Origin of the sequence: Prosthecochloris marina, assembly GCF_003182595.1 — a bacterium.
Lineage (GTDB): Bacteria > Bacteroidota > Chlorobiia > Chlorobiales > Chlorobiaceae > Prosthecochloris > Prosthecochloris marina.
This window is the reverse complement of the sequence record NZ_PDNZ01000001.1, coordinates 215,950-239,109: the sequence shown is the minus strand read 5'-3', so window position 1 is coordinate 239,109 and position 23,160 is coordinate 215,950. Positions and strand designations below refer to the sequence as shown.

Annotated in this window: 24 protein-coding genes; 11 read left to right on the top strand and 13 right to left on the bottom strand. The window is 46.2% G+C overall.

Annotation, left to right across the window (positions count from 1 at the left end):
- Nucleotides 1-92: 92 nt before the first annotated feature.
- Nucleotides 93-1,067: a polyprenyl synthetase family protein gene (locus CR164_RS01135; RefSeq protein WP_110022075.1), complete on the top strand. Its 975-nt coding sequence runs from the start codon at nt 93-95 to the stop codon at nt 1,065-1,067.
- An 18-nt stretch (nt 1,068-1,085) separates the two neighbouring features.
- Nucleotides 1,086-1,817: a PASTA domain-containing protein gene (locus tag CR164_RS01130; RefSeq protein WP_167392926.1), complete on the top strand. Its 732-nt coding sequence runs from the start codon at nt 1,086-1,088 to the stop codon at nt 1,815-1,817.
- Between the two features lie 55 nt (nt 1,818-1,872).
- On the opposite strand, the gene CR164_RS13090 is transcribed toward CR164_RS01130, so the two are convergent.
- Both CR164_RS13090 and CR164_RS01120 read right to left on the bottom strand, forming a co-directional pair.
- Nucleotides 1,873-2,040, bottom strand: coding sequence for a hypothetical protein (locus CR164_RS13090; protein ID WP_110022073.1), 168 nt, complete (start codon nt 2,038-2,040; stop codon nt 1,873-1,875).
- A gap of 71 nt (nt 2,041-2,111) precedes the next feature.
- Nucleotides 2,112-2,234 (bottom strand): DUF2934 domain-containing protein, encoded by a 123-nt coding sequence (locus CR164_RS01120; RefSeq protein WP_110022288.1) that lies wholly within the window; start codon nt 2,232-2,234, stop codon nt 2,112-2,114.
- A gap of 4 nt (nt 2,235-2,238) precedes the next feature.
- On the opposite strand from CR164_RS01120, the gene CR164_RS12920 reads away from it, so the two are divergent.
- Both CR164_RS12920 and CR164_RS01115 read left to right on the top strand, forming a co-directional pair.
- Entirely contained in the window at nt 2,239-2,451 is a 213-nt protein-coding gene (locus CR164_RS12920; protein ID WP_146204122.1) for a hypothetical protein, read from the top strand.
- A 122-nt stretch (nt 2,452-2,573) separates the two neighbouring features.
- Nucleotides 2,574-4,457 carry a chloride channel protein gene (locus tag CR164_RS01115; RefSeq protein WP_110022072.1) on the top strand — a complete coding sequence of 628 codons (1,884 nt, stop codon included), beginning with the start codon at nt 2,574-2,576 and terminating at the stop codon, nt 4,455-4,457.
- Between the two features lie 72 nt (nt 4,458-4,529).
- On the opposite strand, the gene CR164_RS01110 is transcribed toward CR164_RS01115, so the two are convergent.
- The 6 genes from CR164_RS01110 to folD form a co-directional block, all read right to left on the bottom strand.
- The gene (locus tag CR164_RS01110) at nt 4,530-5,546 is read right to left on the bottom strand and encodes an ABC transporter permease (RefSeq protein WP_110022071.1); all 1,017 of its coding nucleotides are present in this window, start codon (nt 5,544-5,546) and stop codon (nt 4,530-4,532) included.
- A gap of 14 nt (nt 5,547-5,560) precedes the next feature.
- Nucleotides 5,561-7,105: an ABC transporter ATP-binding protein gene (locus tag CR164_RS01105; RefSeq protein WP_110022070.1), complete on the bottom strand. Its 1,545-nt coding sequence runs from the start codon at nt 7,103-7,105 to the stop codon at nt 5,561-5,563.
- A gap of 5 nt (nt 7,106-7,110) precedes the next feature.
- On the bottom strand, nt 7,111-8,067 hold the full coding sequence (locus CR164_RS01100) for a zinc-dependent alcohol dehydrogenase (RefSeq protein ID WP_110022069.1): 957 nt from the start codon (nt 8,065-8,067) through the stop codon (nt 7,111-7,113).
- Between the two features lie 22 nt (nt 8,068-8,089).
- On the bottom strand, nt 8,090-8,431 hold the full coding sequence (locus tag CR164_RS01095) for a phage holin family protein (protein WP_110022068.1): 342 nt from the start codon (nt 8,429-8,431) through the stop codon (nt 8,090-8,092).
- Between the two features lie 270 nt (nt 8,432-8,701).
- Complete coding sequence (gene radA, locus CR164_RS01090) at nt 8,702-10,069, bottom strand: DNA repair protein RadA (RefSeq protein ID WP_110022067.1); 1,368 nt, start codon at nt 10,067-10,069, stop codon at nt 8,702-8,704.
- Between the two features lie 8 nt (nt 10,070-10,077).
- Complete coding sequence (gene folD / locus CR164_RS01085) at nt 10,078-10,974, bottom strand: bifunctional methylenetetrahydrofolate dehydrogenase/methenyltetrahydrofolate cyclohydrolase FolD (RefSeq protein ID WP_110022066.1); 897 nt, start codon at nt 10,972-10,974, stop codon at nt 10,078-10,080.
- A 118-nt stretch (nt 10,975-11,092) separates the two neighbouring features.
- Here folD and CR164_RS01080 point away from each other — a divergent pair, with 118 nt between their 5' ends.
- The 7 genes from CR164_RS01080 to CR164_RS01050 all read left to right on the top strand — a co-directional run bounded on the left by CR164_RS01080 (nt 11,093) and on the right by CR164_RS01050 (nt 17,429).
- Nucleotides 11,093-11,644 (top strand): DUF3109 family protein, encoded by a 552-nt coding sequence (locus CR164_RS01080; protein ID WP_110022065.1) that lies wholly within the window; start codon nt 11,093-11,095, stop codon nt 11,642-11,644.
- Nucleotides 11,631-13,076, top strand: a complete 1,446-nt coding sequence (rpoN, locus tag CR164_RS01075) for an RNA polymerase factor sigma-54 (protein WP_110022064.1) — start codon at nt 11,631-11,633, stop codon at nt 13,074-13,076. The genes CR164_RS01080 and rpoN overlap by 14 nt, the downstream gene beginning before the upstream one ends.
- 60 nt (nt 13,077-13,136) lie before the next feature.
- Nucleotides 13,137-13,685 (top strand): ATP-dependent protease subunit HslV, encoded by a 549-nt coding sequence (gene hslV / locus CR164_RS01070; RefSeq protein ID WP_110022063.1) that lies wholly within the window; start codon nt 13,137-13,139, stop codon nt 13,683-13,685.
- A 116-nt stretch (nt 13,686-13,801) separates the two neighbouring features.
- Nucleotides 13,802-15,274, top strand: a complete 1,473-nt coding sequence (hslU, locus tag CR164_RS01065; RefSeq protein ID WP_110022062.1) for an ATP-dependent protease ATPase subunit HslU — start codon at nt 13,802-13,804, stop codon at nt 15,272-15,274.
- 200 nt (nt 15,275-15,474) lie between these two features.
- Nucleotides 15,475-16,206, top strand: a complete 732-nt coding sequence (locus CR164_RS01060) for a Bax inhibitor-1/YccA family protein (protein WP_110022061.1) — start codon at nt 15,475-15,477, stop codon at nt 16,204-16,206.
- Nucleotides 16,206-16,652, top strand: coding sequence for a type II 3-dehydroquinate dehydratase (gene aroQ, locus CR164_RS01055; protein WP_110022060.1), 447 nt, complete (start codon nt 16,206-16,208; stop codon nt 16,650-16,652). Before CR164_RS01060 ends, aroQ begins: the two co-directional genes overlap by 1 nt.
- Nucleotides 16,653-16,820: 168 nt before the next feature.
- Nucleotides 16,821-17,429 carry an outer membrane protein gene (locus CR164_RS01050; RefSeq protein WP_110022059.1) on the top strand — a complete coding sequence of 203 codons (609 nt, stop codon included), beginning with the start codon at nt 16,821-16,823 and terminating at the stop codon, nt 17,427-17,429.
- Nucleotides 17,430-17,592: 163 nt separating this feature from the next.
- Here the strand turns inward: CR164_RS01050 and CR164_RS01045 are convergent, their stop codons facing one another.
- The 5 genes from CR164_RS01045 to CR164_RS01025 form a co-directional block, all read right to left on the bottom strand.
- The gene (locus CR164_RS01045; RefSeq protein WP_110022058.1) at nt 17,593-18,438 is read right to left on the bottom strand and encodes a tetratricopeptide repeat protein; all 846 of its coding nucleotides are present in this window, start codon (nt 18,436-18,438) and stop codon (nt 17,593-17,595) included.
- A gap of 111 nt (nt 18,439-18,549) precedes the next feature.
- A complete protein-coding gene (locus tag CR164_RS01040; protein ID WP_110022057.1) occupies nt 18,550-19,050 on the bottom strand; it encodes a DoxX family membrane protein in 501 nt (166 codons plus the stop codon).
- Between the two features lie 180 nt (nt 19,051-19,230).
- Nucleotides 19,231-21,660, bottom strand: coding sequence for a replication restart helicase PriA (priA, locus tag CR164_RS01035; protein WP_110022056.1), 2,430 nt, complete (start codon nt 21,658-21,660; stop codon nt 19,231-19,233).
- Nucleotides 21,661-21,741: 81 nt separating this feature from the next.
- Nucleotides 21,742-22,398 carry an adenylate kinase gene (gene adk / locus CR164_RS01030; protein ID WP_110022055.1) on the bottom strand — a complete coding sequence of 219 codons (657 nt, stop codon included), beginning with the start codon at nt 22,396-22,398 and terminating at the stop codon, nt 21,742-21,744.
- A gap of 20 nt (nt 22,399-22,418) precedes the next feature.
- Complete coding sequence (locus tag CR164_RS01025; RefSeq protein WP_110022054.1) at nt 22,419-23,153, bottom strand: hypothetical protein; 735 nt, start codon at nt 23,151-23,153, stop codon at nt 22,419-22,421.
- Between the last annotated feature and the right edge of the window lie 7 nt (nt 23,154-23,160).

The window sequence follows — 23,160 nt, the reverse complement described above, 5'->3', positions numbered from 1 at the left end:
GGCTTTTTATTTCGGAGAGAACTGTTATACTAACAGATTGTTACAACTGATTACATAAGTGCGCTTTGAGCCGCTCGCAACAAACAAAGCCTGTGAATTTACAAGAAGTTGTTTTTCCTGTGACCGAAGAGCTGAACGCTTTTCGGCAAAAATACAAAACAGCACTGAATACGGACAACAGTCTCGTTGACAAAGTTGTTCGTTACATATTGAAGCAGCAAGGGAAACAGATTCGCCCTCTGTTGGTTATGCTTGGGGCAAAAGTTTGCGGTGGAGTGCAAGAGAAGAGCTACCGGGCAGCTATTATGGTGGAGTTATTGCATTCTGCAACACTGATTCATGACGATGTTGTTGATGGTGCTGAAATGCGAAGAGGACTGCTCTCGATCAATGCCCTGTGGAAAAATAAAATTTCCGTGTTGATTGGTGACTATATGCTTTCAAAGGGACTCCTTTTTTCGCTCGATAACAAAGATTATCTCTTTCTGCATATGGTTTCGGATGCTGTTCGACGCATGAGCGAAGGTGAAATACTACAGATTCAGAAAACGAGAAGTCTTGATATAACCGAAGCCGATTATCTGAGGGTTATATCGGATAAAACAGCTTCTCTCCTTGCAACGGCAAGTGCTATGGGAGCTGCAAGCACTACGGACGATGAAGAGAAAATCGAAGCGCTGAAGAGTTACGGAGAGTACCTTGGACTTGCATTCCAGATTCGTGATGATTTGCTCGACTATACTGGTGATTCAAAAAAGACAGGTAAACAGCTGGGGATCGATATTAAAGACAAGAAAATTACATTGCCGCTGATATATGCTCTTCGTAACGCTGATCGTGCTGAGCAGAAAATGATAAAAAGCATACTGAAGAGTTCGAAAAAGAGAACTATGAGAAGTCGTGAGGTTATAGCGTTTGTCAAAGAGAAGGGCGGACTGGATTATGCGGCGGAAGTGGCCGAGGGTTTTGCCGACAAATCACTGGCTGCGATAGAAAGTGTGGAAGAAGGTGATGCAAAACGTTCTCTCAGGCTGCTTGTTGATTTTGTTATGAAACGTCAGAATTAAGAAGGCTCGGACAGTATAATGAAGAAAGTTCTTGTGGTTGTTGTTCTGCTTGTTGCAGGATACGTTGTGATGGATAAATTCATAATGATTTCATATACCCGTCAGGGGCAGAGTGTATTTGTGCCGAATGTAGAAAAGATGAGCTATAATAAAGCTCTCGGTGCTTTAAAGTCTGCCGGGCTTACTGGGAAGAAAAGTTATAACGTGCGTTACTTGCCTGATATCGATTCAAACACCGTCATTGTTCAGCGACCCGTTGCAGGGTCTGAGGTAAAGCCGGGAAGAACGGTTTATCTGGTACTGAACAAACGGGAAAAGCCGAGGTTTTCAATACCTGATTTTTATGGGAGGCCACTTGATGAAGTGCGCCAGATTCTTGATCGTTTTGATGTCGCTATAACAGGAGTGCAGGTGCAGTCGGTCTATGATCCTGCGGAAGACGGTAAGGTACTGAGTCAGTCGGTAGCGCCTAAAACCGTTGTTTCCTCGGGGTCTTCCATTTCATTGATCGTGGGAAAGGCAGAAGTGGTGGAGACTGTTCAGAAGATTCCTGTTCCGGATGTTTTGGGAATGTCACTCAAACAGGCAAGAACGGTTATAGTTGAAAACGGCTTCAATACCGGCAATGTTTCATATGAGTATTCGTCGCTTCTTGTACCTTATACGGTGATTAATCAGAAACCGGCGGTGAATGCTCTCGCCGAGCCGGGTAAAGTTGTTGATCTCACTGTGGTTGTTGATGATGAGTAAATAAAATGGATGGCAAAACGGGTTGTTTCGGATTGAACTGTGAAAATTTTCCGTTTCAACGGTAATTCGCCTTTTTATATTCATCACGAAGGTCTTTTATGCCGGTTGTTCTGTCGTTGCCATCGCTGATGATTCCGAAATATTCGAGCACGATCCTTATTACAAGCCATATGCCGGCAAAAAAGATTTTGATACTGCTGAATAAAGTACTGAAGAGGGACATTTGTATACGTTTTGCATTGGAATATGAAAGCCATTCCTCCGAATGGCTTTCTATAACGTGTTTGCGCTTCTTTAATTGGTCATTTCTTTTTCAGCCTGTAGCCAGTCTTCAACATCAAAACCATGGATTCCTCCTCGTTGTTCCCAGCGGTAATAGGCGGCGATTCTGACAGTTTCATGATTTTCTGCTGTCATTGGAGTGATTGATGCAGCCTTTCTGGTTTGTTTTTTTGTTGTGGAGGAAGTTTTCTTTGCTGTTTTTTTGGGGGTGGCTGTGCTTTTGGTTGTTGATTTTGCCGCCGTTGTTTTTTTCTTTGTCGAAGCTGTTGCTGCTGAAGTATTCTTTGCAGCTTTTTTGGAGGCTTTTTCGGTACGTTTTACTGGCATAATTATAGAAACAAGTTTAAGATAAACGGATCATTCTTCTTAAAAGCGATTGAAGATAAAAAAATAAATTGTATGGTGAATATGCGGATGATTTTTCTTCTTCTGCCCAATATGCATATCCATTCTTTGTGAGTTGAATTCCTATTGATGAAAAGCCCCTCGAAAATAAAAGGTAGCTGGAGCAGGAAAGTTCTTGCCATCCTGTATATACTGTTTAGAAGAAGCAGATATTTTAGGGGGACATCGCAGAAGTTTTTCAAGCTGACATTGGAAAATATCCTGATTCAGCTCAATCTCAATCAGGATCTGCCTTTTCTGTTTATTGCTGTTTTTGTTGGGGTTACAACCGGTTACGTTGCGGTCATTTTCCATGATGCTATCAAGCTTCTTAGTCACTTTTTTTTCGGTGGACTCGAAGTTTTTGGTACTTCATTTATAACAGAGGGATATTGGGGGCTGTTGATGCCCTTTGTGCCGGCTGTGGGTGGATTGCTTGTCGGGCTTTATAACGCGTATGTCGTCAAAACAAGGCCAGGGCATGGCCTCGCAAGTGTTATAAAAGCAGTTGCACAGAACGAGGGGAATCTTCCTCGGCGGTTGTGGCTCCATCGAACCATAACTTCCGTTCTGAGTATAGGTACGGGTGGTGGTGGTGGACGCGAGGCTCCAATCGCACAGGTTGGTGCGGCTCTTGGGTCTTCTGTCGCTCAGGTGCTTAAATTTTCGCCGGACAGGAAACGAACTCTTCTTGGGTGCGGGGCGGCAGCCGGTCTTGCTGCGGTTTTCAATGCACCGATTGGTGGCGTTATGTTTGCTATCGAGGTGATCCTTGGTGATTTCAGTGTCAGAACCTTTAGCCCGATCGTTATTGCTGCTGTCATAGGCACAGTTGTTTCTCGTAGTTACCTCGGTAATTCACCAACGTTTCAGGTGCCGGATTATAGTCTTGTTTCCAACACGGAACTCCTGTTTTATTTTGTGCTCGGCGTTTTGGCCGGTCTTTCCGCCGTGATGTTCATCAAGGTGTATTATCGAATAGAAGAGACATTTCTGAAAGTCGAAAAACAACGCAACATACCGGCCTGGGCAATGCCTGCAATCGGCGGGCTTTTAACCGGTTTGGTCTGTATGTGGTTACCGGGACTCTACGGTTACAGCTATGAAGTGATCGATAACGCTGTAAGAGGCACCGAGTCATGGCTGAACATGGTTGGCATTTATCTTTTGAAGCCGGTTGTTGCGGGCTTCAGTGTAGGTTCCGGCGGTTCTGGCGGTATGTTTGCCCCTGCAATGAAAATGGGGGCGATGCTGGGGGGTATGTTCGGTAATCTGGTTCATACACTGTTCCCTGGCATAACTGCTGCATCCGGAGCATATGCCCTTGTCGGTATGGGGGCTTTGACCGCAGGCATCATTCGTGCTCCTCTTACGGTAATTCTGATTCTTTTTGAGGTGACAGGGGAGTATGAAATTGTTTTGCCAATCATGTTTGCTGCTGTTACCGCTGCATTGATTGCCCGTCTTGCATATAGCTATTCTATGGAGACCTATGTGCTTGAGAAAGAAGGGGTCCGTGTCGGTTTTGGTATTGCGCTTTCCGTAGCGGAGAATATAAGTGTCCTGGACATCATGCGAACCAGTTATGTCAGGTTTCGTGATGTTACAAGGGCTGAAAAAATTATCGATGTGTTTCACAATACCCCGGAATCGAACTTTCTCGTAACAACAGAGAGCGATGAGTTCGTCGGGGTTATAAGGCTCGAGGAAATGAGCATTTTGCTCAGAGAGGGACCGTTGACCGGTCTTATTGCCGAAGATATTGTGAAAAAAGATATTCCCGTCCTATATGAAACTTCAAAACTGGACGAAGCACTGAAGCTTTTTGAGCTGACAGATTATGATATTCTTCCGGTGCTGTCACGTAAATCGGATAAACTGCTTGGCGTTGTGCGTCAGGAGCAGGCATTTTCCTACTATCGTAAGCAGATGAATCTTTATGGCTCTGATCTTGATTCCGATCCTGACAAGTAGGTTGCAAAGGTTGTGCGAAGAGAGAGCGCTGATATCTTACGACAGCAGTTTTGCAGATCCACGTTAACTCATTCAGCGTAAGGTTTTTGTTAGTACCAGTATCATCAGAATTGTAATTGCCTGTACCATCATGAAAATGTCTTTTGGTACGTAAGCATTGACAGTCAGACCTCCGTATTCCAGAAACCCGAACAACAGGGCGGAAGCAACAAGCCATAAAGGATGAGCCAGAGCGAGTAGTGCTACAGCGATCCCGATGAAGCCTATTCCGCTTGTCAGCCCCGCCTCATAAAAATGCTTGTAGCCGAGTACGAGGTTCGTCGATGCAAGGCCAGCCATAGCGCCACCTATGGCCATCGCTTTCATGATGTGTGTGTTTGTACTGATACCGGCATATCCTGCGGCTTCGGGTTGCAGGCCTACGGCCCTCATTTCATATCCTGTAGTGGTTTTGAATATCATGATCCATGATAAAAGACTGGCGGTAAGTGCAAACAGAGTGCTGATATTTGCCGGGGATTTTCGCCAGATACCGATTACGCTATCGAACATTGGCACTTGTGCCGACTGGATGATTTCAGGGGTATGAACGGTTGATGGGACGGCAAGATGCCAGGTCAAGAGGTAACCGACAAAAGCATGTACGATGAAATTCAGCATGATTGTCGATATTACTTCGTTGATGCCGAATCGGACTTTCAGCCACCCGGCAAGGAGACCTATGGAACTTCCTGCAATCATGGCTGATGTTGAGCAAATCGATATGGCAATGAGCGGCGGTGTCTGGGGGGGAAGCATGATGCCGACAAAAGCAGCTGTAAATGCGCCGGCAAGAACCTGGCCTTCACCTCCGATATTGAGCAGTTTTACCTTGAAGGGGATAGCTACAGCCAGTCCGGTCAGGATGAGGGAGGTTGTTCTGAATACGATCTGTCCGGTTCCATAATCCGAACCGAATGTCATCGAGAACATTTTCTGATAGATCATCAAGGGGTCTCTTCCTGTTGTCATGATCAGCAATGCACTGATAACCAATGCAACTGCTGTCGCAAGCAGTGGAATGACAAACTTGATAGAACGGTTTTGCATGACTGATAGTCTTTTCAGGTAATGAACATGCCAATTTCTTTTTCGAAATCCTGTTCGGAGGATCTTCCTTGACGGACTTCTTCCATGGAAAACTCATGCCGGATAGTTCCTTTGTAAAAGCAACCGATTCTGGACGATAACGAAATGATCTCATCGAGTTCGGCAGAGATGAGAAGTATGGCAACACCTCTATCTCTTGTCTCGATGATTTTTTTGTGGATCATTTCAATGGCGCCGATATCGACTCCACGAGTAGGCTGGGCAAGAATGAGCAATTTGAGATCAGGACGATCGATTTCTCTTGCCAGTACTATTTTCTGTTGGTTACCACCTGAAAGGCTTGCAAGGGATGGGTTGTTTTGCAGTTCACAACGTACATCGTAGAGGTCGATCATGCTTTTTGTATAGTTGTTGACGGCGGTTGCATCGAAGCCCGCGAACTTGAGAAATTTGTCTTCCCTATGGCGACCGAAAATGATGTTTTCGCTTATAGAGAAATTGGATATCACAGCGTGCTTCAGGCGATCTTCAGGAATGTGGGAAACACCTGATGATGCAATTTCTGCTGAATTTTTCCCTAAAAGGGATGCTCCCTCGAGAGAGACAGTGCCTTTCGTTATGTGTTGTGGTTCAGCCATCCCCCAAAGCAGGGTAAGCAATTCACGCTGTCCATTTCCCTCGACCCCTGCGATGCCGTATATCTCACCTGCATTGACTTCGAAAGAGAGGTCATTGAGTCTTGAGCGTCCTTTGGAATCGGTGAGACTGACATGAGAGACTTGCAATATGCGTTTTCCTGGTATTTCCAAGGGGTTGTCGACTTGGAGCAGAACATTTCTGCCTACCATCAAATTGGCAAGATCACTCTTCGTGACGGAGCTCGTTGTTTTTGTTGCGACAATTTTTCCCTTGCGCATCACGCTTACCATATCGGAAACCCTCAGAACTTCATCGAGTTTGTGGGTAATCAAGATTATGGTTTTGCCCTCTTGCTGAAGAGATTTGAGTGTCTTGAAAAGCTGTTCTGTCTCAGAAGGAGTAAGTACAGCTGTTGGTTCATCGAGAATCAGTATGCTGGCTTCGCGGTACAGTAGCTTCAGAATTTCAACTCTTTGTTCTTCTCCGACGGAGAGTTCGGATACAAGCATATCAGGGTCGAGAGCAAGCTCATGATTTTCAGCGATGGACTGAATTTTCAGCGAAGCTTCTTTTTTCTTCAGTGGGGCAAAAAGTGGGCAGTGCTCAGCTCCAAGTATGATGTTTTCCGTAACGCTGAGCTCCGGTATCAGCATGAAATGCTGGTGGACCATACCGATTCCTTCGGCAATGGCTTGGCGCGGAGTGCTGAAACGTATGTTTCTTCCTCTGATGGAAATGGTGCCTGACGTTGGCGTGGAAAGGCCGTAGATTATTCTGGTCAACGTGCTTTTCCCGGCTCCGTTCTCTCCGACGATGGCATGAATCGATCCGGTTTGGATATCCAATGAGATGTCGCGGTTAGCCCATAACTCACCGAACTTTTTTGAGATACCCGATAAACGTATCGCTGCATCATTCATGTGCTTTAAATCCAGCTGATGACGGTTTTAATCGCATCTTTGCTGTCAAGAGCGACCCTGTAGGCAAGCTCGAATTGATTGACAGCGTAAACGTTGGTGAAAAATTTCTCGCTCTCGATACCTTCACTTTCAAGAAGTTTCTGGGAAGAAAGGAGATGCTCGTAAGAGGTTATATTCGAACAGATAATAACCGGTTCTTTATGCTGGATCAGGCGATAATCGTAGGCGAGTACTTCATAGTTTCCCATGAGCACTATTTTGCCTTCTGGCCTGAGGAGCCGAATTGCTTTTTCAAGGAGTAGTATCCGACCGGTGGCCTCGATAACGATATCATAGGAGTCATTGAAATCACTCGTGAAATCGTTGATTTGCATCGCGATGTTTTTTGCGCAGGAAAGCTGACCGCGAATACCGAAATTTTCAAGAGCGTCGATTGATTCGACACCTTTACTCCGAAGATACTCTGCTGCCATCAATCCAACTGATCCAAGCCCGAGAATAAGAACACGGCTGGATTTGTCGGGTCGAGCCTTTTCGATCGCTGCTATAACATATCCTAAGAGACCGGTGAGAAGGTCCCTGTGTATTGGCTTGCGACCCAAAGGAAGAACGTTTTCCTCTGAGGTGGGAACAACTTCGGCATGACAGCCATAGTACGTCTCGATTCCTGCCCAACGGTCGCCTTTGAATGTGTAGACAAAGTCGCCGGGTTTAACTGCCGATACTTCCGGTCCTGTTTCCATAACTTGTCCGATCATTTCACTCCCGAGTATGATCGGATAGTTCAATACCCTGTGTGATACCGGTTTATTGGTTAGGATCAAACGATCGACGCCCGGTGTAATGGTGGTTGCAATTGTTTTAACAAGGATGTCGTTCGGGTTATCGGCGCTGTAGAGTACCGAGTTGAGTTTGAGTTTGTTTGCTTTGGGAAGAATAATTGCTTCTGCTTGACCTTGCATGATGATCTGTATGCCCTGAAATTTATATGTTGAAAATAGAGCTTAACATCCAGGATACGAGACTGATGACCAGGGAGCCAAGAACAGCCCATCCAAAACTGTTTACCGAAAACCCGTCAACGATTGCAGCAGCAAGCATGAGCATGAGTGCATTGATAACCAATAGAAAAAGCCCTAAGGTAACGATGATGAAAGGGATGGAGAAAAACACCAGGACTGGTTTAACAATAGCATTGACCAGACCGAGTACAAGGGCTACAATGAGAGCAGCCCAAAAACTTTTTATGTAAATGCCCCCCAGAAGGCTTGCAGTAGCATAGACCGACAGGGCATTGATGAGCCACATAAGTAGTATATAAGCCATAATCGTCCTCTGCTTGAATCTAAGTTGATTGTATACCGAACTAACAGTGCCTTTGCATTGAACTAAGCATAGGGCCAGAAGAAATGTAAGGCTTTTCAGTCTGAAGCCAAACCCGATCGTTTAACTATCTAGACCCCTTTGAAACGATAGGATATCTTGCGCTTTTGATGTCTGATACCTGATCCTTGAGTTCTTGTCGGTCTCAAAGTGATGAGTATTTTAAGAAGTGTAAATTATTTACAACGTCCCCTATGGTGTAGAGCTTTGAGTTTAGAGGTGCATGTGATTCAGGGCTTCTTGTAGGGAGTTGCAGCCTGTTACCGTAACGGGAAGTTTGCGGATGGAGGTTTTCAGTTCTCTGGTGTTCGCTTCCGGCAATATAATCGTGTCGAATCCGAGGTGGGCGGCCTCGCGTATCCGGCGTTCTCCGTCGCTTATCGCTCTGAGTTCACCCGAAAGTCCGATTTCCCCCGCACATACCATACCGGGGGATAGAGCGGTATTGCTGACTCCGGAAGCGACCGCAGCCGCCACCGCCAGATCCGATGCGGGTTCAACCAGTTTCAATCCTCCCGCTACCTTGATGAAAACATCCTGTCCCCAGGTAGGTATACCAAGCCTTTTTTCGAGAACGGCGAGAATGATTGTTATTCGTTTCAGATCGACCCCCGAACTTATTCGCTGTGGCATCGGGTAGTTTGTTTTACTGACCAATGCCTGCACCTCTACCAGCACAGCCCTCGATCCTTCAATGGCGGCAAGCACCGAGTTTCCCGGTACGCCGGTGGAGCGGCCGGATATAAAGAATTCCGAAGGATTTTTTACTTCTTCGAGCCCTTTTTCATCCATCCGGAATACACCGATCTCGTTTGTTGGTCCGAACCGGTTTTTGACCGAACGGATCATTCGGTACCACTGATAGCCTTCACCTTCGAACTGGAGAACCGTATCGACCATATGTTCGAGTGTTTTCGGACCGGCAAGTGAACCGGTTTTGGTGATGTGGCCGATGACGAGCAGGATGAAGTTGCGGCTTTTGGCTGAGCGGATGAGCTCCGAGGTGCATTCTCGTATCTGCGTTATTGTTCCGGCCGAACTTTTGTATTCTCCGGAATAGAGCGTTTGTATCGAGTCGATGATGACGATATCAGGCTGATCACGTTCGATGACCCCGATTATTTTTTCAAGATTGACTTCCGGAACAAGCTTCAGGTCATTGGATATGATGGATAGTCTTTTGGCACGGTCCCTGATTTGTGACGGCGATTCTTCTCCCGAAACATAGAGAATATTCAGGGGTGAAGTATGTCGGGCGAGCTGGAGCATCAGGGTTGATTTGCCAATGCCCGGTTCGCCGCCGATAAGGATTGCTGAAGCCGGCATCAGGCCTCCACCGAGTACCCGGTCAAGTTCTCCGATTCCTGTTGAAATTCTTTGCTGAGACACAGAATTTTCAGGGTGCTGCAACGTTTCCGAAGCGGGTAGAACATTGTCGGTGGAGGTTTTGCCCGCCAATGGTTCTTCGATGGCCGATTCTTCAAGGGTTCCCCAGCTCTGGCAGGCAAAACATTTACCGGAATATTTAAGCGAGACTGCACCGCAACTGGTGCAGATATAGCGGATTGCTGATTTTGCCATCTCGTATGTTACAGGGCTTCAATGGAATTGGCTCGCATGAACGACTGGAGTGTATTTTTCAGCAACATGGCTATGGTCATCGGGCCGACGCCTCCCGGAACCGGAGTGATGGCCGAAGCGTTTTCGGAGACAGGGTTGTAATCCACGTCGCCGACAAGCCGGTAGCCGGATTTTCGCGATGCATCTTCAATTCGATTCATGCCGACGTCGATGACTACGGCACCGGGTTTGACCATATCTTTCGTGATGAAATTTGCTCTGCCGATAGCTACAATCAGAATATCCGCCTGCCTGGTCAGTTCAGACATGTTTTTCGTTGCCGAGTGGCATATGGTGACTGTACAGTTTGTTGCTTCGAGTTTTTGCAGCATCAGGTTCGCCATAGGTTTCCCGACGATGTTGCTCCTTCCGACAACGACACAATGCTTTCCCCTGGTTTCGATGTTGTATCGTGAAAGCAGTTCGAGAATGCCATAGGGGGTACAGCTCAGGAAGCATTTATTCAGGTTGCCGAGCACCATCTGACCGACGTTTTCCGGATGGAACCCGTCTACATCCTTTGAAGGGGAGATTGCCATGGTGACCGCGTACTCGTCGATATGCGGGGGAAGCGGTTGCTGAACGAGTATGCCGTGGACTTCCGGGTCTATGTTCAATGCTTCTATTCTGGAAAGAAGCTGTTCCTGGGTTATTTCTTTCGGGAGTTCTATGACTTCGGAGTTCATGCCGATTTCTTTGCAGCTTTTAGCCTTGTTTCGTACATAGACCTGTGATGCAGGGTCTTCCCCGACAATGATTACGGTGAGACCCGGTACGGCATTGACTTGCTGTTTGCATGCCGCAACGGAGGTTTTCAGTTCATGTTTGATGTCGCTTGAGATCTTTTTACCGTCAATGATTGTCATAGTATGCTTCTTACTGATAATTGGATTAATACGAATGGTTTTTAACCTTGCTATATAAAAAAATAACTCTTGATGATGAGTAAAATAGAATTTTATACAACGATTTTTTCTGACCTCGATGCTTGCTATTGATGACGTGCTCATAGATGACGGGGTTCCCGGGGCATTTTTTTCTTGTGATCTTGTTTTGTGCAAGGGTGCATGTTGTGTTGAAGGGGAACTCGGAGCTCCGGTGTTGGAAGAGGAGGCGGATTCTCTGCGTGAAATCACAGGTACGGTCACTGAAAAACTTCCGGAAAAAAACAGACGCTATATCAGACGTTACGGCTGCCTGGAAATATATCAGGGTAACTTCTATACCCGAACCATAGAAGGACGTGAATGTGTTTTCGCCTTTCGTGATAAGGAAATAACGTTTTGCGCCATAGAAAAGAGAAAACCGCTCTCATGCAGGTTGTTTCCGATCAGGATTAAAAAAAAGTTTGGATTGGATTATCTTGTCTATGAGCGGCATGCAATGTGCCGGCAAGCTGCAAAAGGAGGGATCGACAAAAGTGTTCTTCTTGTTGATTATGTTGCAGAAGCCTTGATTGAGTGTTACGGCTTGACATGGTATCGCCGCTTGAAAGACTTATTAGCGAATTCTCCCATGAATTATGCCAGACATTAAGCTTCAGCAAAGCCAGAGAACTCAGCTGTCTTCTCAACAGATTATGACAAGTCAGCTGCTCCAACTTCCGTTAATGCATCTCGAGCAGCGGATTTTCGATGAGTTGCAGGATAATCCCATGCTTGAACTCGAGGAGCAGAAAGGGGAATCGGTAGATGATTCCGGTGGAAAGAGTGGTGATGAACCTGAAGAGGGGATGTTCGATTCTGTCGATCGCTTTGAAAAAGACGGGGCGGGGGAAACCGATGGAGGAAAAAAGGACGATCAGGAAGGAAGGCTGCAGTTTACCATTGATAATCGTCCGAAAGAGAGTTTTATCCAGGCGGTTCAGCAGGATTCGTGCGAGGAAAAACTGTTGAAAGACCTTTCATTACAGGAAGGAATCGGTACCAGGGAGTTGCTGATAGCAATTGAAATTCTCGGAAATCTCGATGATGACGGTTATTTGAAGGAAGATTTTCCGGTTATCGTCTACGGACTCGGACAAAACGGTATCGAAGTTGATGAGTGGGAAGTGAAGAGCATTCTCAAAAGGATACAGTATCTGGACCCTCCGGGTATAGGTGTTCATAATCTTCAGGAACGGTTGCTTATTCAGCTTGAAGCGAAAACCGGTAGAGACAAGACCCCGTCCGATACTCTGGCCTTGCATATTCTTGCAGAGCATTACGATGATTTTCTCAATAACCGTTATGAGCGGATCCTCAAGCAGTTACAGATCAGTCCGTCACAGCTGGAATCGGCAATAACTGTCATTTCCACACTTGACCCTCATCCTTTTGTTGCCGGGGTCAGTGCTGACGAATACATCGTTCCCGACTTCATCGTGACATATGAAAACGGTCGCCTTACTGCAGTGCTGAATGATCGAAGCAATATGACGGTTCACGTCTCGGGAGAGTACCAGGATGTTCTCAAGAGTAGGGGGGTTCCCACCGAAGACAGGAAGTACATGCGCCAGAAGTTGAGTCGTGCAAAAGAGTTCGCAAGTGCCATTGCCCAGCGTCGGAACACTCTCATCAAGGTCATAGAGGCTTTGATGAATTTTCAGTATGATTTTTTTGTTACCGGTCCTGAGAAACTCGTGCCTCTCGTTATGAAAGACGTAGCTGAAAAAACAGGGTTCGATCTTTCGACGATCAGCAGGGCGGTGAATGGCAAGTATGTTCAGACCAGGTTCGGTACCTTTGAACTCAAATATTTTTTCAGTGGTAGCTTGCCTACCGAAGAGGGTGAGGATCTTTCGACAAAGATCATCAAGCAATATATAAAAGAGCTGATTGATGCCGAAGACTCTGCAAAGCCGCTGAACGATGATAAGCTTGCAAAGATGCTTGAGGAGAAAGGCATAAAGATTGCTCGCAGAACGGTTGCAAAATACCGTGAACAAATGCAAATTCCAGTAGCAAGATTAAGAAAAAAAATATTTTAATGCGTTCGAGTCTGTTTATGAAGCAACAGGCTCTGGCACAAGTTTGGAAGAGGAGCAGTAATGGAGATGAATGGGAAGCCGAAGCTGAGAGCCACAACGGTCCTCGGTGTTATCAGAAACGGGAAAGCGGCTCTTGGCAGTGACGGCCAGATGACTCTTGGAAACACGGTTATTAAACACAGTACGAAGAAAATACGAAGATTGCGTCAGGCAAATCTGATTACCGGATTTGCCGGAGCCACCGCGGATGCAGTGACGCTTCTTGACCGCTTTGAAGAAAAGTTGCAGGCTTACGGTGGCCAGCTTGAAAGAGCTGCCGTTGAGTTGGCCAGAGACTGGCGTACCGATAAGTATCTGCGTCGCCTCGAGGCGATGCTTGCGGTTGTGGGCCAGGAAAAAGCGCTGATCATATCAGGTACGGGTGATGTTATCGAGCCTGAAGACGGTATCGTTGCAATTGGCAGCGGAAGCATGTTTGCTCTTGCTTCGGCTCGTTCATTGTTGAAACACACCGCATTGGAGGCATCGGATATTGTAAGGGAGAGCCTGAAGATCGCAGCTGACATATGTATTTATACCAATGACCACATTATTCTTGAAGAAGTATGACTCTGCCTGAGCATTTCTCATTGTTTCGTCCCGGCTTTGCCGGGGTTGGATCGATAGTGGGGTCAAACGCAGTTCTTATCAACACATTTTATTATTGTAAACGAACGTAAACGGATATGACAGATCAAAAACAGCCAAAAGTTCTTGAAATAGCTGAAAATACAACAGTGAATAACTCTTTAATCAGTAACGAATTTCTTACCCCCAATCAGATTGTTTCTCGCCTGGATAAATATATCATCGGTCAGCAGGAAGCAAAGAAAGCCGTCGCGATTGCGCTCAGAAACCGTTTGCGCCGTCAGAATGTCAGTGAGGAACTGCGTGATGAGATAATGCCCAACAACATTATTATGATAGGGCCTACCGGGGTTGGTAAAACCGAAATTGCACGCAGGCTTGCAAAGCTTGCAAATGCTCCTTTTGTCAAGGTTGAGGCTTCCAAGTTCACGGAAGTAGGATATGTGGGACGTGACGTCGAGTCGATGATCCGCGATCTGACGGATCAGGCGGTCAATATGGTGAGGAATGAAAAATCCGAAGAAGTCAAGGAAAAAGCAGCCAATCTGGCTGAAGAACGCTTGCTCGATATTTTGTTGCCGACAGTACCGTCATCCCCTTATGAAAGAGAAGAAGATGATGCAGTGGATGGTGCCGGAGATGAAAAAGCAAGTGCCGATCTTGAAGATGCCATCAACAAAAAAAGCCGGGAGAAGATGCTGGAACGCCTCCGTTCGGGAAGAATGGAAGATCGTCAGATAGAGATGGAACTGAGTACCGATTCACAAGGCGGAATGATGCAGATTTTCGGTCCTCTCGGACAAATGGAGGAACTTGGGGGAATAATGCAGGATCTGATGAGTGGTCTTCCGAAAAAACGCAAAAAAAGAAGGGTGACGATCGCTGAAGCGAGAAAGCTGCTTGAGCAGGAGGAAGTGCAGAAGCTTATCGATATGGATGCGGTTATAAAGGAGGCGGTTTGCAAGGTGGAAGATTCCGGTATTGTGTTCATCGATGAAATCGATAAAATTGCCGCTCCTACAACCGGTGCCGGTGGTAAGGGGCCGGATGTCAGCCGGGAAGGCGTCCAGCGTGACCTGCTTCCTATCGTTGAAGGTTCCAATGTCGCGACGAAGCATGGGATGGTCCGGACCGATCACGTTCTTTTCATCGCTTCGGGGGCGTTTCATGTGGCCAAACCTTCCGACCTGATTCCTGAATTACAAGGGCGTTTTCCTATTCGTGTTGAACTGAAAAGTCTTACCGAAGAAGATTTCTACAAAATCCTTACCCAGCCGAAAAACGCTTTGATCAAACAGTACAAGGCTCTTTTACAAACCGAAGGGGTTGAGCTTGATTTTACTGATGAGGCAATCAAGGAGCTCGCGGCCATTGCCGCTCAGGTCAACGAATCGGTTGAAAATATCGGGGCGAGAAGATTGCATACCATCATGACCAACCTTCTTGAGGAGCTCATGTTCGCCATTCCGGAGAAATGCAGTGATGAAAAAATCGTCATTGACAAAGCGATGGTTGGCGAGAAGCTGAGTGTGATAATCAAGGACAGAGATTTGAGCCAGTATATCCTTTAATGAAGAGGGAATAAAAAGCTCTGAGTGCAGTGCTAAGTGTTTCATCGCAGGGTGGCTTGAGGGTGTGTCGTCCCAAGAGTGGAAACAAAGGATTGCAGATCGAGGGTTGATTCTTCAACATAAAGAGAGAGTGCATGTTGCACTACTCGTATAGTCATTAGTCGATAGTCAATTATTAACATGAACAACGAACAATACATATGATACAACGTAACCAGATGGCTCAGTCTGCAGCAGCAGGAGCCGTAGCGGCACCGAGAGTTTCAGTCGACGTACAGACGAGGGTGGTCAACCAGGTGTATACCTGGATGACGCTTGGACTTGCATTGACGGCAACGGTCGGCTACTATGTTTCGGGAAATGAAATGCTCAGAAACATCATTTTTTCGAACAATCTCATCTTGATCGGGCTGGTTATAGCGCAGCTCGGAATAGTTGTTGGCTTGAGCGCAGGGATCAATCGCATGTCCGGCTCAGTGGCAACGGGTCTGTTCATTCTTTATTCCGCACTGACCGGTCTGACCTTTTCTGCTATTTTCATGGTCTATACTTCCAGTTCCATTGCGAGCACCTTTTTCGTGACATCCGGGACGTTTGCGGCCATGAGTGTTTTTGGGCACACGACCAAACGTGATCTTACAAAGCTTGGCAACATTGCTTTCATGGCGCTTATCGGTATTATTCTTGCTTCATTGGTCAACATGTTCATGCAGAATTCCATGCTTGAACTTGTTATAAGCGTTATCGGTGTTCTGTTGTTCACCGGTTTGACTGCTTATGATGCTCAGCGTATTAAAGAAATGGCTGCCATGGTTACTGATGGAGAATCCGAGGCGAAGGTATCGGTAATGGGAGCATTGTCGCTTTACCTGAATTTTATCAACCTGTTTCTTATGCTTCTCCGTTTTCTGGGAGTGGCACGTGATGAATAATGGATATTATTTCAATTCTTATACTCAACGGCCCGAACCTTTCGAGGCTTGGCAAACGTGAGCCTGAGATATACGGCAGTCGTACCCTCGATGATATCAACAAGGAACTTGTCGATACTTTTCCCGGGGTATCGTTTGATTTTTTCCAGTCCGAAGAAGAGGGTGAGCTTCTGGAAAAGCTCTTTCATTGTGAAGACCTGGGGGGATACAGTGGGGTAGTGCTCAATGCCGGAGCGCTGACCCACTACTCCATTGCATTGAGGGATGCGATCAGTGCGATCACGATACCTGTCATCGAGGTTCACCTTTCCAATATCTATGCACGTGAGGAGTTTCGAAGAACATCTGTGATTTCAGAGGTTTGCAGTGGTGTCGTCAGTGGTTTTGGGGCAAACAGTTATCACCTTGGGGTTCGTGGGCTTATGGGTATGCTTGAGCTCGACTGAATGTTTTTTCGTTGAATCCTATGGGATTCAACGAAAAATATTATATTATCCCTTTAATATAGGTATCGTGTGTACGATTGCACTGTGAACGGAGAGTAATGTGTGCACAGATATGTCACTGAGTGTTGTTAAGTGACGACTGTGTATCTTTATTGCTCGGGAGGATGAATGGTAAGAAAGTATACGAAAGGGATATTGTGTCTTATCGGTGTTATTTTCTCTTCTTTTCCAGCGCAGGCAGCTTCCCCTTATGCCGGATTGACTGTTGGGCTGGCGTATTTAAATGATTCAAGTCTTAAAGGTTCGAAACGTGGTGATCTGAGCTACGAGGATGGTGAGGCTTATAGCTATGCTCACGGTCTTGACCTTGGTTGTTTTCGGCTCGAGGGGGAAATCGGTTACCAAAAAAACGATTTCGAGACATTCGAGCCTGGAGGTATAGCTACTGACGGTGACCTTTCCATTCTTTCACTGCTTGCAAACGGCTATTACTATTGTCAGATCGGTGACAGCAGAATTGTTCCCATTCTCAGTGCCGGTATCGGTGCTGCAAATGTGGAGTATGAGGATGAAATTGACGAATTCAGCGAGGATGATATCGTGCTTGCCTATCAGGTTGGTGCAGGATTGGGCATAAAGGTTTCTTCTTCGGTGAGTGTTAATGCAATGTACCGATACTTTGCAACACAGGATGCCAGTTTTCGTGAAGGCAATGAAGACATAGAGCTCGATATCTCAAGTCACAATGTGCTGATCGGTCTGAAAGTCAACTTCTAAGGCACACCAAAAAACAGGCTTGGCATTCCGATAGCTGTATTGGGAGCTACTCGGAATCCTCATCTTCCAATGTACACACTCCGGTTCCTGTGTTTCGTCCGCTTTGCTCTCGAAACGTCCGCTACGTTTTTTCGATGCGCCATTCAGCCAGCCAGTTCTCTCCTTAACCATCGATCTTTTTTGAAAGTTTTTTGATCATCTTGCGGATATTTTGAAGTCTTCGCTCGTCACTTTTCATCAGTACCGGTTTGTTTAAAGCTTCATTAAGCACTTCGACCGCCTCCTCGTACCGTTTCATATCCTTATACAGCTTTCCCAATTCATGGTAATGTCTTATGATCCGAGGGTTTATAGCTATGGCTTTTTTGAGCATTTTTTCTGCTTCTTCCTGGCTCCCCTTGGGTAAAGAGCCTAAAAATGTTTTGGCAAAAACTTTTTCAAACCATCCCATATCGGCAATTTCACGGTTGAAAGAGCCAAGAATGGATAGGGCGACATCATCATGTGGGTTGAGTTCGAGTGCACGGTCGAGTTCGCTTTTAATGATATTGGCACGTTTTATTTTCTCTCTCGGGCCTATATTGTCTGCAAGAACTCCAAGAGATGCTGCAAGCCAGGTGTGCCCGTCCGCAATATTCTCATTATTTTTAATGCTTACTTCGGCGTGTAGGACCGCTTTTTCGTAGTATGGTTGACGTTCTTCCGGTTTTTCGGGAGGAAGGGATTCCCCCATGCTGACATAGAGCCTGGCAAGTTTCCAGTTTGCGTCAGGGTTTCCCGGATCGGTTTCGAGCACCGAAGAATAGAGCGAATCGGCAGCCTCGTAATTCATTGCGTAAAAAGCCTCATCAGCTTTGCCGATGGTGTATGAGAGATCGTGTCTGGATGAAGTCTTTTTGAATTTCGAGGCGTAAGAGACGTTTGCGCCGGTTAAGAAACCTGAAAAGACCGCACAGAAGATAAGCGGGGGCAGCAAAATAAAAGCCGGGGTCTTTGTAATGCAGCTCATAACTCTCTTTGAATGTCCCGGTTAACGTTACTAATACATGTTTTTCCAGTTTTACTACTGATTGGGGTGTAATGTAAACGCAGTTTCGTTTTGATATAGTTCCGCTTGCCGTTACTGGAACCAGAGTGAGTTCGGATACTTTTCGTGAAGCTTTCTGTCCATTCCCAGCCAGTGTCCTGAAGGAAGAAGCATCATGAGCACTGAGTATACCATGAACGGCGGAAGTGTAAGGTTGTAGTATCCTCCCGCAGCGAAATTAAGTACCAGAAAGAGAGCGAAAGCCGCATTTACACGGACAGTGAGTCCGAGAACAAGGCATATGCCAATGATAAGCTCGCCGACAGTAACAATCCAGGCAATCGGCATTGCCAGCGGGATGGCGAACTGTTCGAGATAAACTGCCTGAAAAGAACCCGGAACAAGTTCGCCAAGTCTTTCGGTGAAATGGCCGTGCATAATGTCGGTCCAGAGCCAGCCTTTGACAAGTTTGTGCCAGAAGCCATAGAGAAAGAACGCCGCAAAAAGGTATCGGCCTACAAGGAAAAAGAAAATACCGATGGTTTTAAAAGGATACTTTTTCAGGTAATCTGACGACCATTCGAAACTTGTCATGACAGGAAGTGTAAAGCATTAAAGAAATTACAACAATATAAGCAATCCAGGAATTCGGAGTGAATGACTTGTTAAAGGCAAATGGCAAAAGTGCATCCTATGGAGTCGATGTGTTTGATTGACGGGTCGGATATGAAGGTGATTGAAAAAAAGGTTCTGCAACTAAGCTTATCGTAATCCTCACATCATACTTTGCGGATCGACATCGATGGTGATGGACAGATTGTTCCTGCTGTATTTACTCATCAGAGAATACCTCATCTTTTTCAGGAAGTCTGCGGAAATTTTTTTACCGGGAAGCTTCAGCAGAACCTGATAGCGGTAACGCCCTCTGATACGTGCTATACCTGCCGGAGCCGGTCCAAGCACAAGAAATGTTGCTGAATGAAGGTGAGGCTTGAGCGCTTCGGCAAATTCTTCTGAAGCTTTTTGTGCGATGTCTTCTTCCGTTGAAGAGAACTCACAGGAAACAAGCTTTGCATAAGGAGGGTACTGCAGTGCTTTTCTTGCCTGCATGTCCAGATGATAGTATTTTTCATAACTGCCGCGCAGAAGAAAGGAGAAAACATCGTTATCGGTATTGTATGTTTGAAGATAGACTTCTCCGGGAATCTTTGATCTGCCCGCACGGCCCGCCACCTGCATGAGAAGCGCAAAAAGCCGTTCTCCAGCCCTGAAATCCGGAATATTCAGTCCAATATCGGCCATCAGTACGCCGACAAGGGTGACATCGGGAAAATCGAGACCTTTGGCGACCATTTGTGTTCCGAGAAGTATCCGGGCTTTCTTTTCATGAAAATCATTCAGGATCATCGCATGAGCTCCTTTGACACCTGTGGTATCGACATCCATACGGAGTATCTTTTCTTCCGGGAAAAGTTTGTGCAGTTCCTCTTCAATACGTTCGGTTCCACTGCTTTTATAAAGAATGTTTGCCGAAGAGCAATGAGGGCATTGTTCGAGGTAGAAGACCGTATGACCGCAGTAATGGCAGCGTAACTGCCGGGTGGCAGCATGATAAACCATAGGGATGTTACAGTGTTTGCAAGTGGGAATCTCGCCACAATCAAGGCAGAGCAGGCTCCCTGCAAAACCCCGTCTGTTCTGCAGGAGTATAACTTGTTCGTTGCGCTCGAGTCTCTTTTTGATTTCCTCGTAGAGAACCTCCGAAATGGAAAAAGAGACCTTTCTGTTTTCCCGCATGGGAATTAGCTTTATGGAAGGCATTGTAGCGCCATCGACTCTTTCCGGAAGAGTTAACAGGCTGTATTTTTTGCTCTTCGCATTGTAGAACGATTCGAATGAAGGGGTAGCCGATCCGAGAACACAGAGGGCTCCTTCAAGTTTTGCGCGCATGACAGCAGTGTCACGACCGTTGTAACGTGGCGTTCTGTCCTGCTTATAAGCCATGTCATGCTCTTCGTCGACAATGATGGCTCCGACATTTTGAAGTGGTGCGAAAACCGTTGAACGAGCCCCAAGCGCGATCTTTGCCTTACCCGAGCGAAGTTTTTGCCAGGCATTATATTTTTCCTGATTGTTCATTGCACTGTGCAAAATCTGGATATCGTTCCCGAAGTACTGACGGAAACGGGATGCGGTTTGGGGGGTTAACGATATTTCCGGTACCAGGACAATAGCGGTTTTGCCTGCAGAAAGGACCTCTTTCAATAGCTCGATATAGATGATTGTTTTACCGCTTCCTGTAATGCCATGCAGGAGATACGTCGCGAAACTTCCGGATCGAAATCCTGATAAAAGACTGTTCAGTACGCGCTGCTGTGAGTCGGTAAGATGTTTGATGGTTTTTTTTGATTCTGAAAATTCGGTTGAAAATTCAGTCCCGGTTTCAACCTTTATCGGCTCGAATATTCCTTTTTTAACCAGTTCTCGGGCAATTCCTGTTGTAATACCTAATTGTTCGGGAAACCCCCATGATGTTTCCAGGGCATGCAGCTGCTTAACGGCTGCCGCTTGACGAGGTGCGCGTAGCAACTCTTGCTGCATGTAGGGTTGCCGAAAGCGGTAAGCTGTTTTGGTTTTGGGCTTTGCGACTTTGAATGCTTTTTTTAACGTCACCAGTCCACCTCGTTCCATTTCGATCAATGTTCGGTAGAGATTTTGCTTTCCGAGCTGGTTTTCAAGTTGCTTTACCGTCAGCTTTTTCCTCTGTTGCAATAGCTTCAGGATTTCTTTGCGCAATGAGGTCGAGACAACCTTTCGATTATTGCCGGCGGTGAGCTGGAAGTCGGTCAATTCGACTGTTTCACTGACTTTTGTTTTCAGCGGGGCAGGGAGGATTGCATTGATTGCTTCTATCGGATGCGTCATGTAATAGTCGGCTATCCAGATCGAGAGCTGTAGGGTTATCGGGGTAAGAACAGGTTTTCCGCTGTTGAGAATATCGGTTATGATCCCCTCCGGCTGATTTGGCTGGGGGGGATCGGTTATCTCGGTCACATAACCGATAACACTCCGTCTGGTATTGTTTACCGGGGAAAACAATACCTGGCAACCCGGCTGTAGCTCTCCAACCAGATCGTCTCCAACGGTTACGAGTAACGGTTCATCACGTAAATAATTGTTGGCGTATAATAATGCGAAGTGCATGGATAACGGGTGTACAATAAAAAAAGTCAGTGTGCCTTTTCTACACTGACTTCTATAATAAAAAAATGTGAGAAGATAATCTCAGGATCGTAAGATATCCAGGATAGAGTTCTTGATCTGTTCGACACTTCCAGTGCCGTTTACACTGCTGAACCGAGGGGCTTCCGGGTCTCCGCTCTGCTCCCATTTTTGATAGTAATCGATAAGAGGAGCTGTTTGGCAGTGATAAACTTCGAGGCGTTTGCGAACGGTTTGCTCACTATCGTCTTCACGCTGAACAAGTGGTTCTCCTGTTACATCGTCAAGGCCTTCCCGAACAGGAGGGTTGAAGAGAACATGATAGGTTCTGCCGGAGGAAAGGTGAACACGCCTGCCGCTCATGCGTTTGATGATTTCGTCGTCATTGACATTGATATCTATGACATGATCGATTTTTATAGAGTCGTTTTTCAGGGCTTCAGCCTGTGCGATTGTGCGGGGAAACCCGTCGAACAGACAGCCGTTTTTGCAATCGTGTCTATCCAGCCTTTCTTTTACCAGTTCCAGAATGATCTCATCCGAAACCAGCTTACCATCATCCATAATTTTTTTTGCTTCCATGCCTAGCGGAGTCCCCTCATTGATTGCAGCTCGAAGCATGTCACCGGTTGAAATCTGTGGAATGTTGAACGTAGAGGAAATAAACTGAGCCTGAGTCCCTTTGCCTGCGCCGGGTGCCCCAAGTAAAATAATTCTCATTATGCCGGGTTGTTAAATTACTATTTTTTAAGTGTGATAACCTTTACCTTCGATCTGGATGGTTTATTCCCGGGTGAGGATTTTTCGCTGGTTGCTACAGGATTGGTCGAGGTTTCGGGTTGTTGTGGAGGAGAGTTTTTTTCGGAAGTGCCGTTCGATTTGGAAGAGGCTTTGAATGGAATTGCTTGTTTTGCCGTTTTTTTCTTTTTTTCTGCCGGTTTGTTCTGAGTATCGTTTTTATCGAACTGTTCCTGAAAATTCAGAATCTGACCTTTTGGATCAAGCGACCGAAAAAGGTATTCATCATCTCTGACAAGTGCTTTTCTGAATTCAAAATCGAGAGCTGACAGCATCATTCGAATAACCCGTCGGCTTTCTCCTAAATCTCCTTTCGATGCAATTTCGGTTTCGGCTTTTGAGTTGATTGTGGTAATTGGTTGACCGTTGCGGTCGATTTCTTCAGTCAGCCCGAATGTCACTGCGATTTTTGTGCCGAGGAGGGCGAATGAAGACACTTCGGCGCGAATCATCGTCATGCCTCCAACAGAGGTTTTTTTGCTTCTGAGGTCCCAACCGATCCAGTGCTCTATTTTTTCGACAATGAAATTTGTGGTTTGAGAAAGCGGCCTTGCAAAGCGCCTGACTTTCAACTCATCGAAAACAGGATTCTCCGAGGTTTGGTTAGCGTTGTCGGTAAGGCCGTGGTACGCTTTGTTAAACTCGTTCTTAAAGGGGAGAAAATCCAGTAAATCCATAATGTGC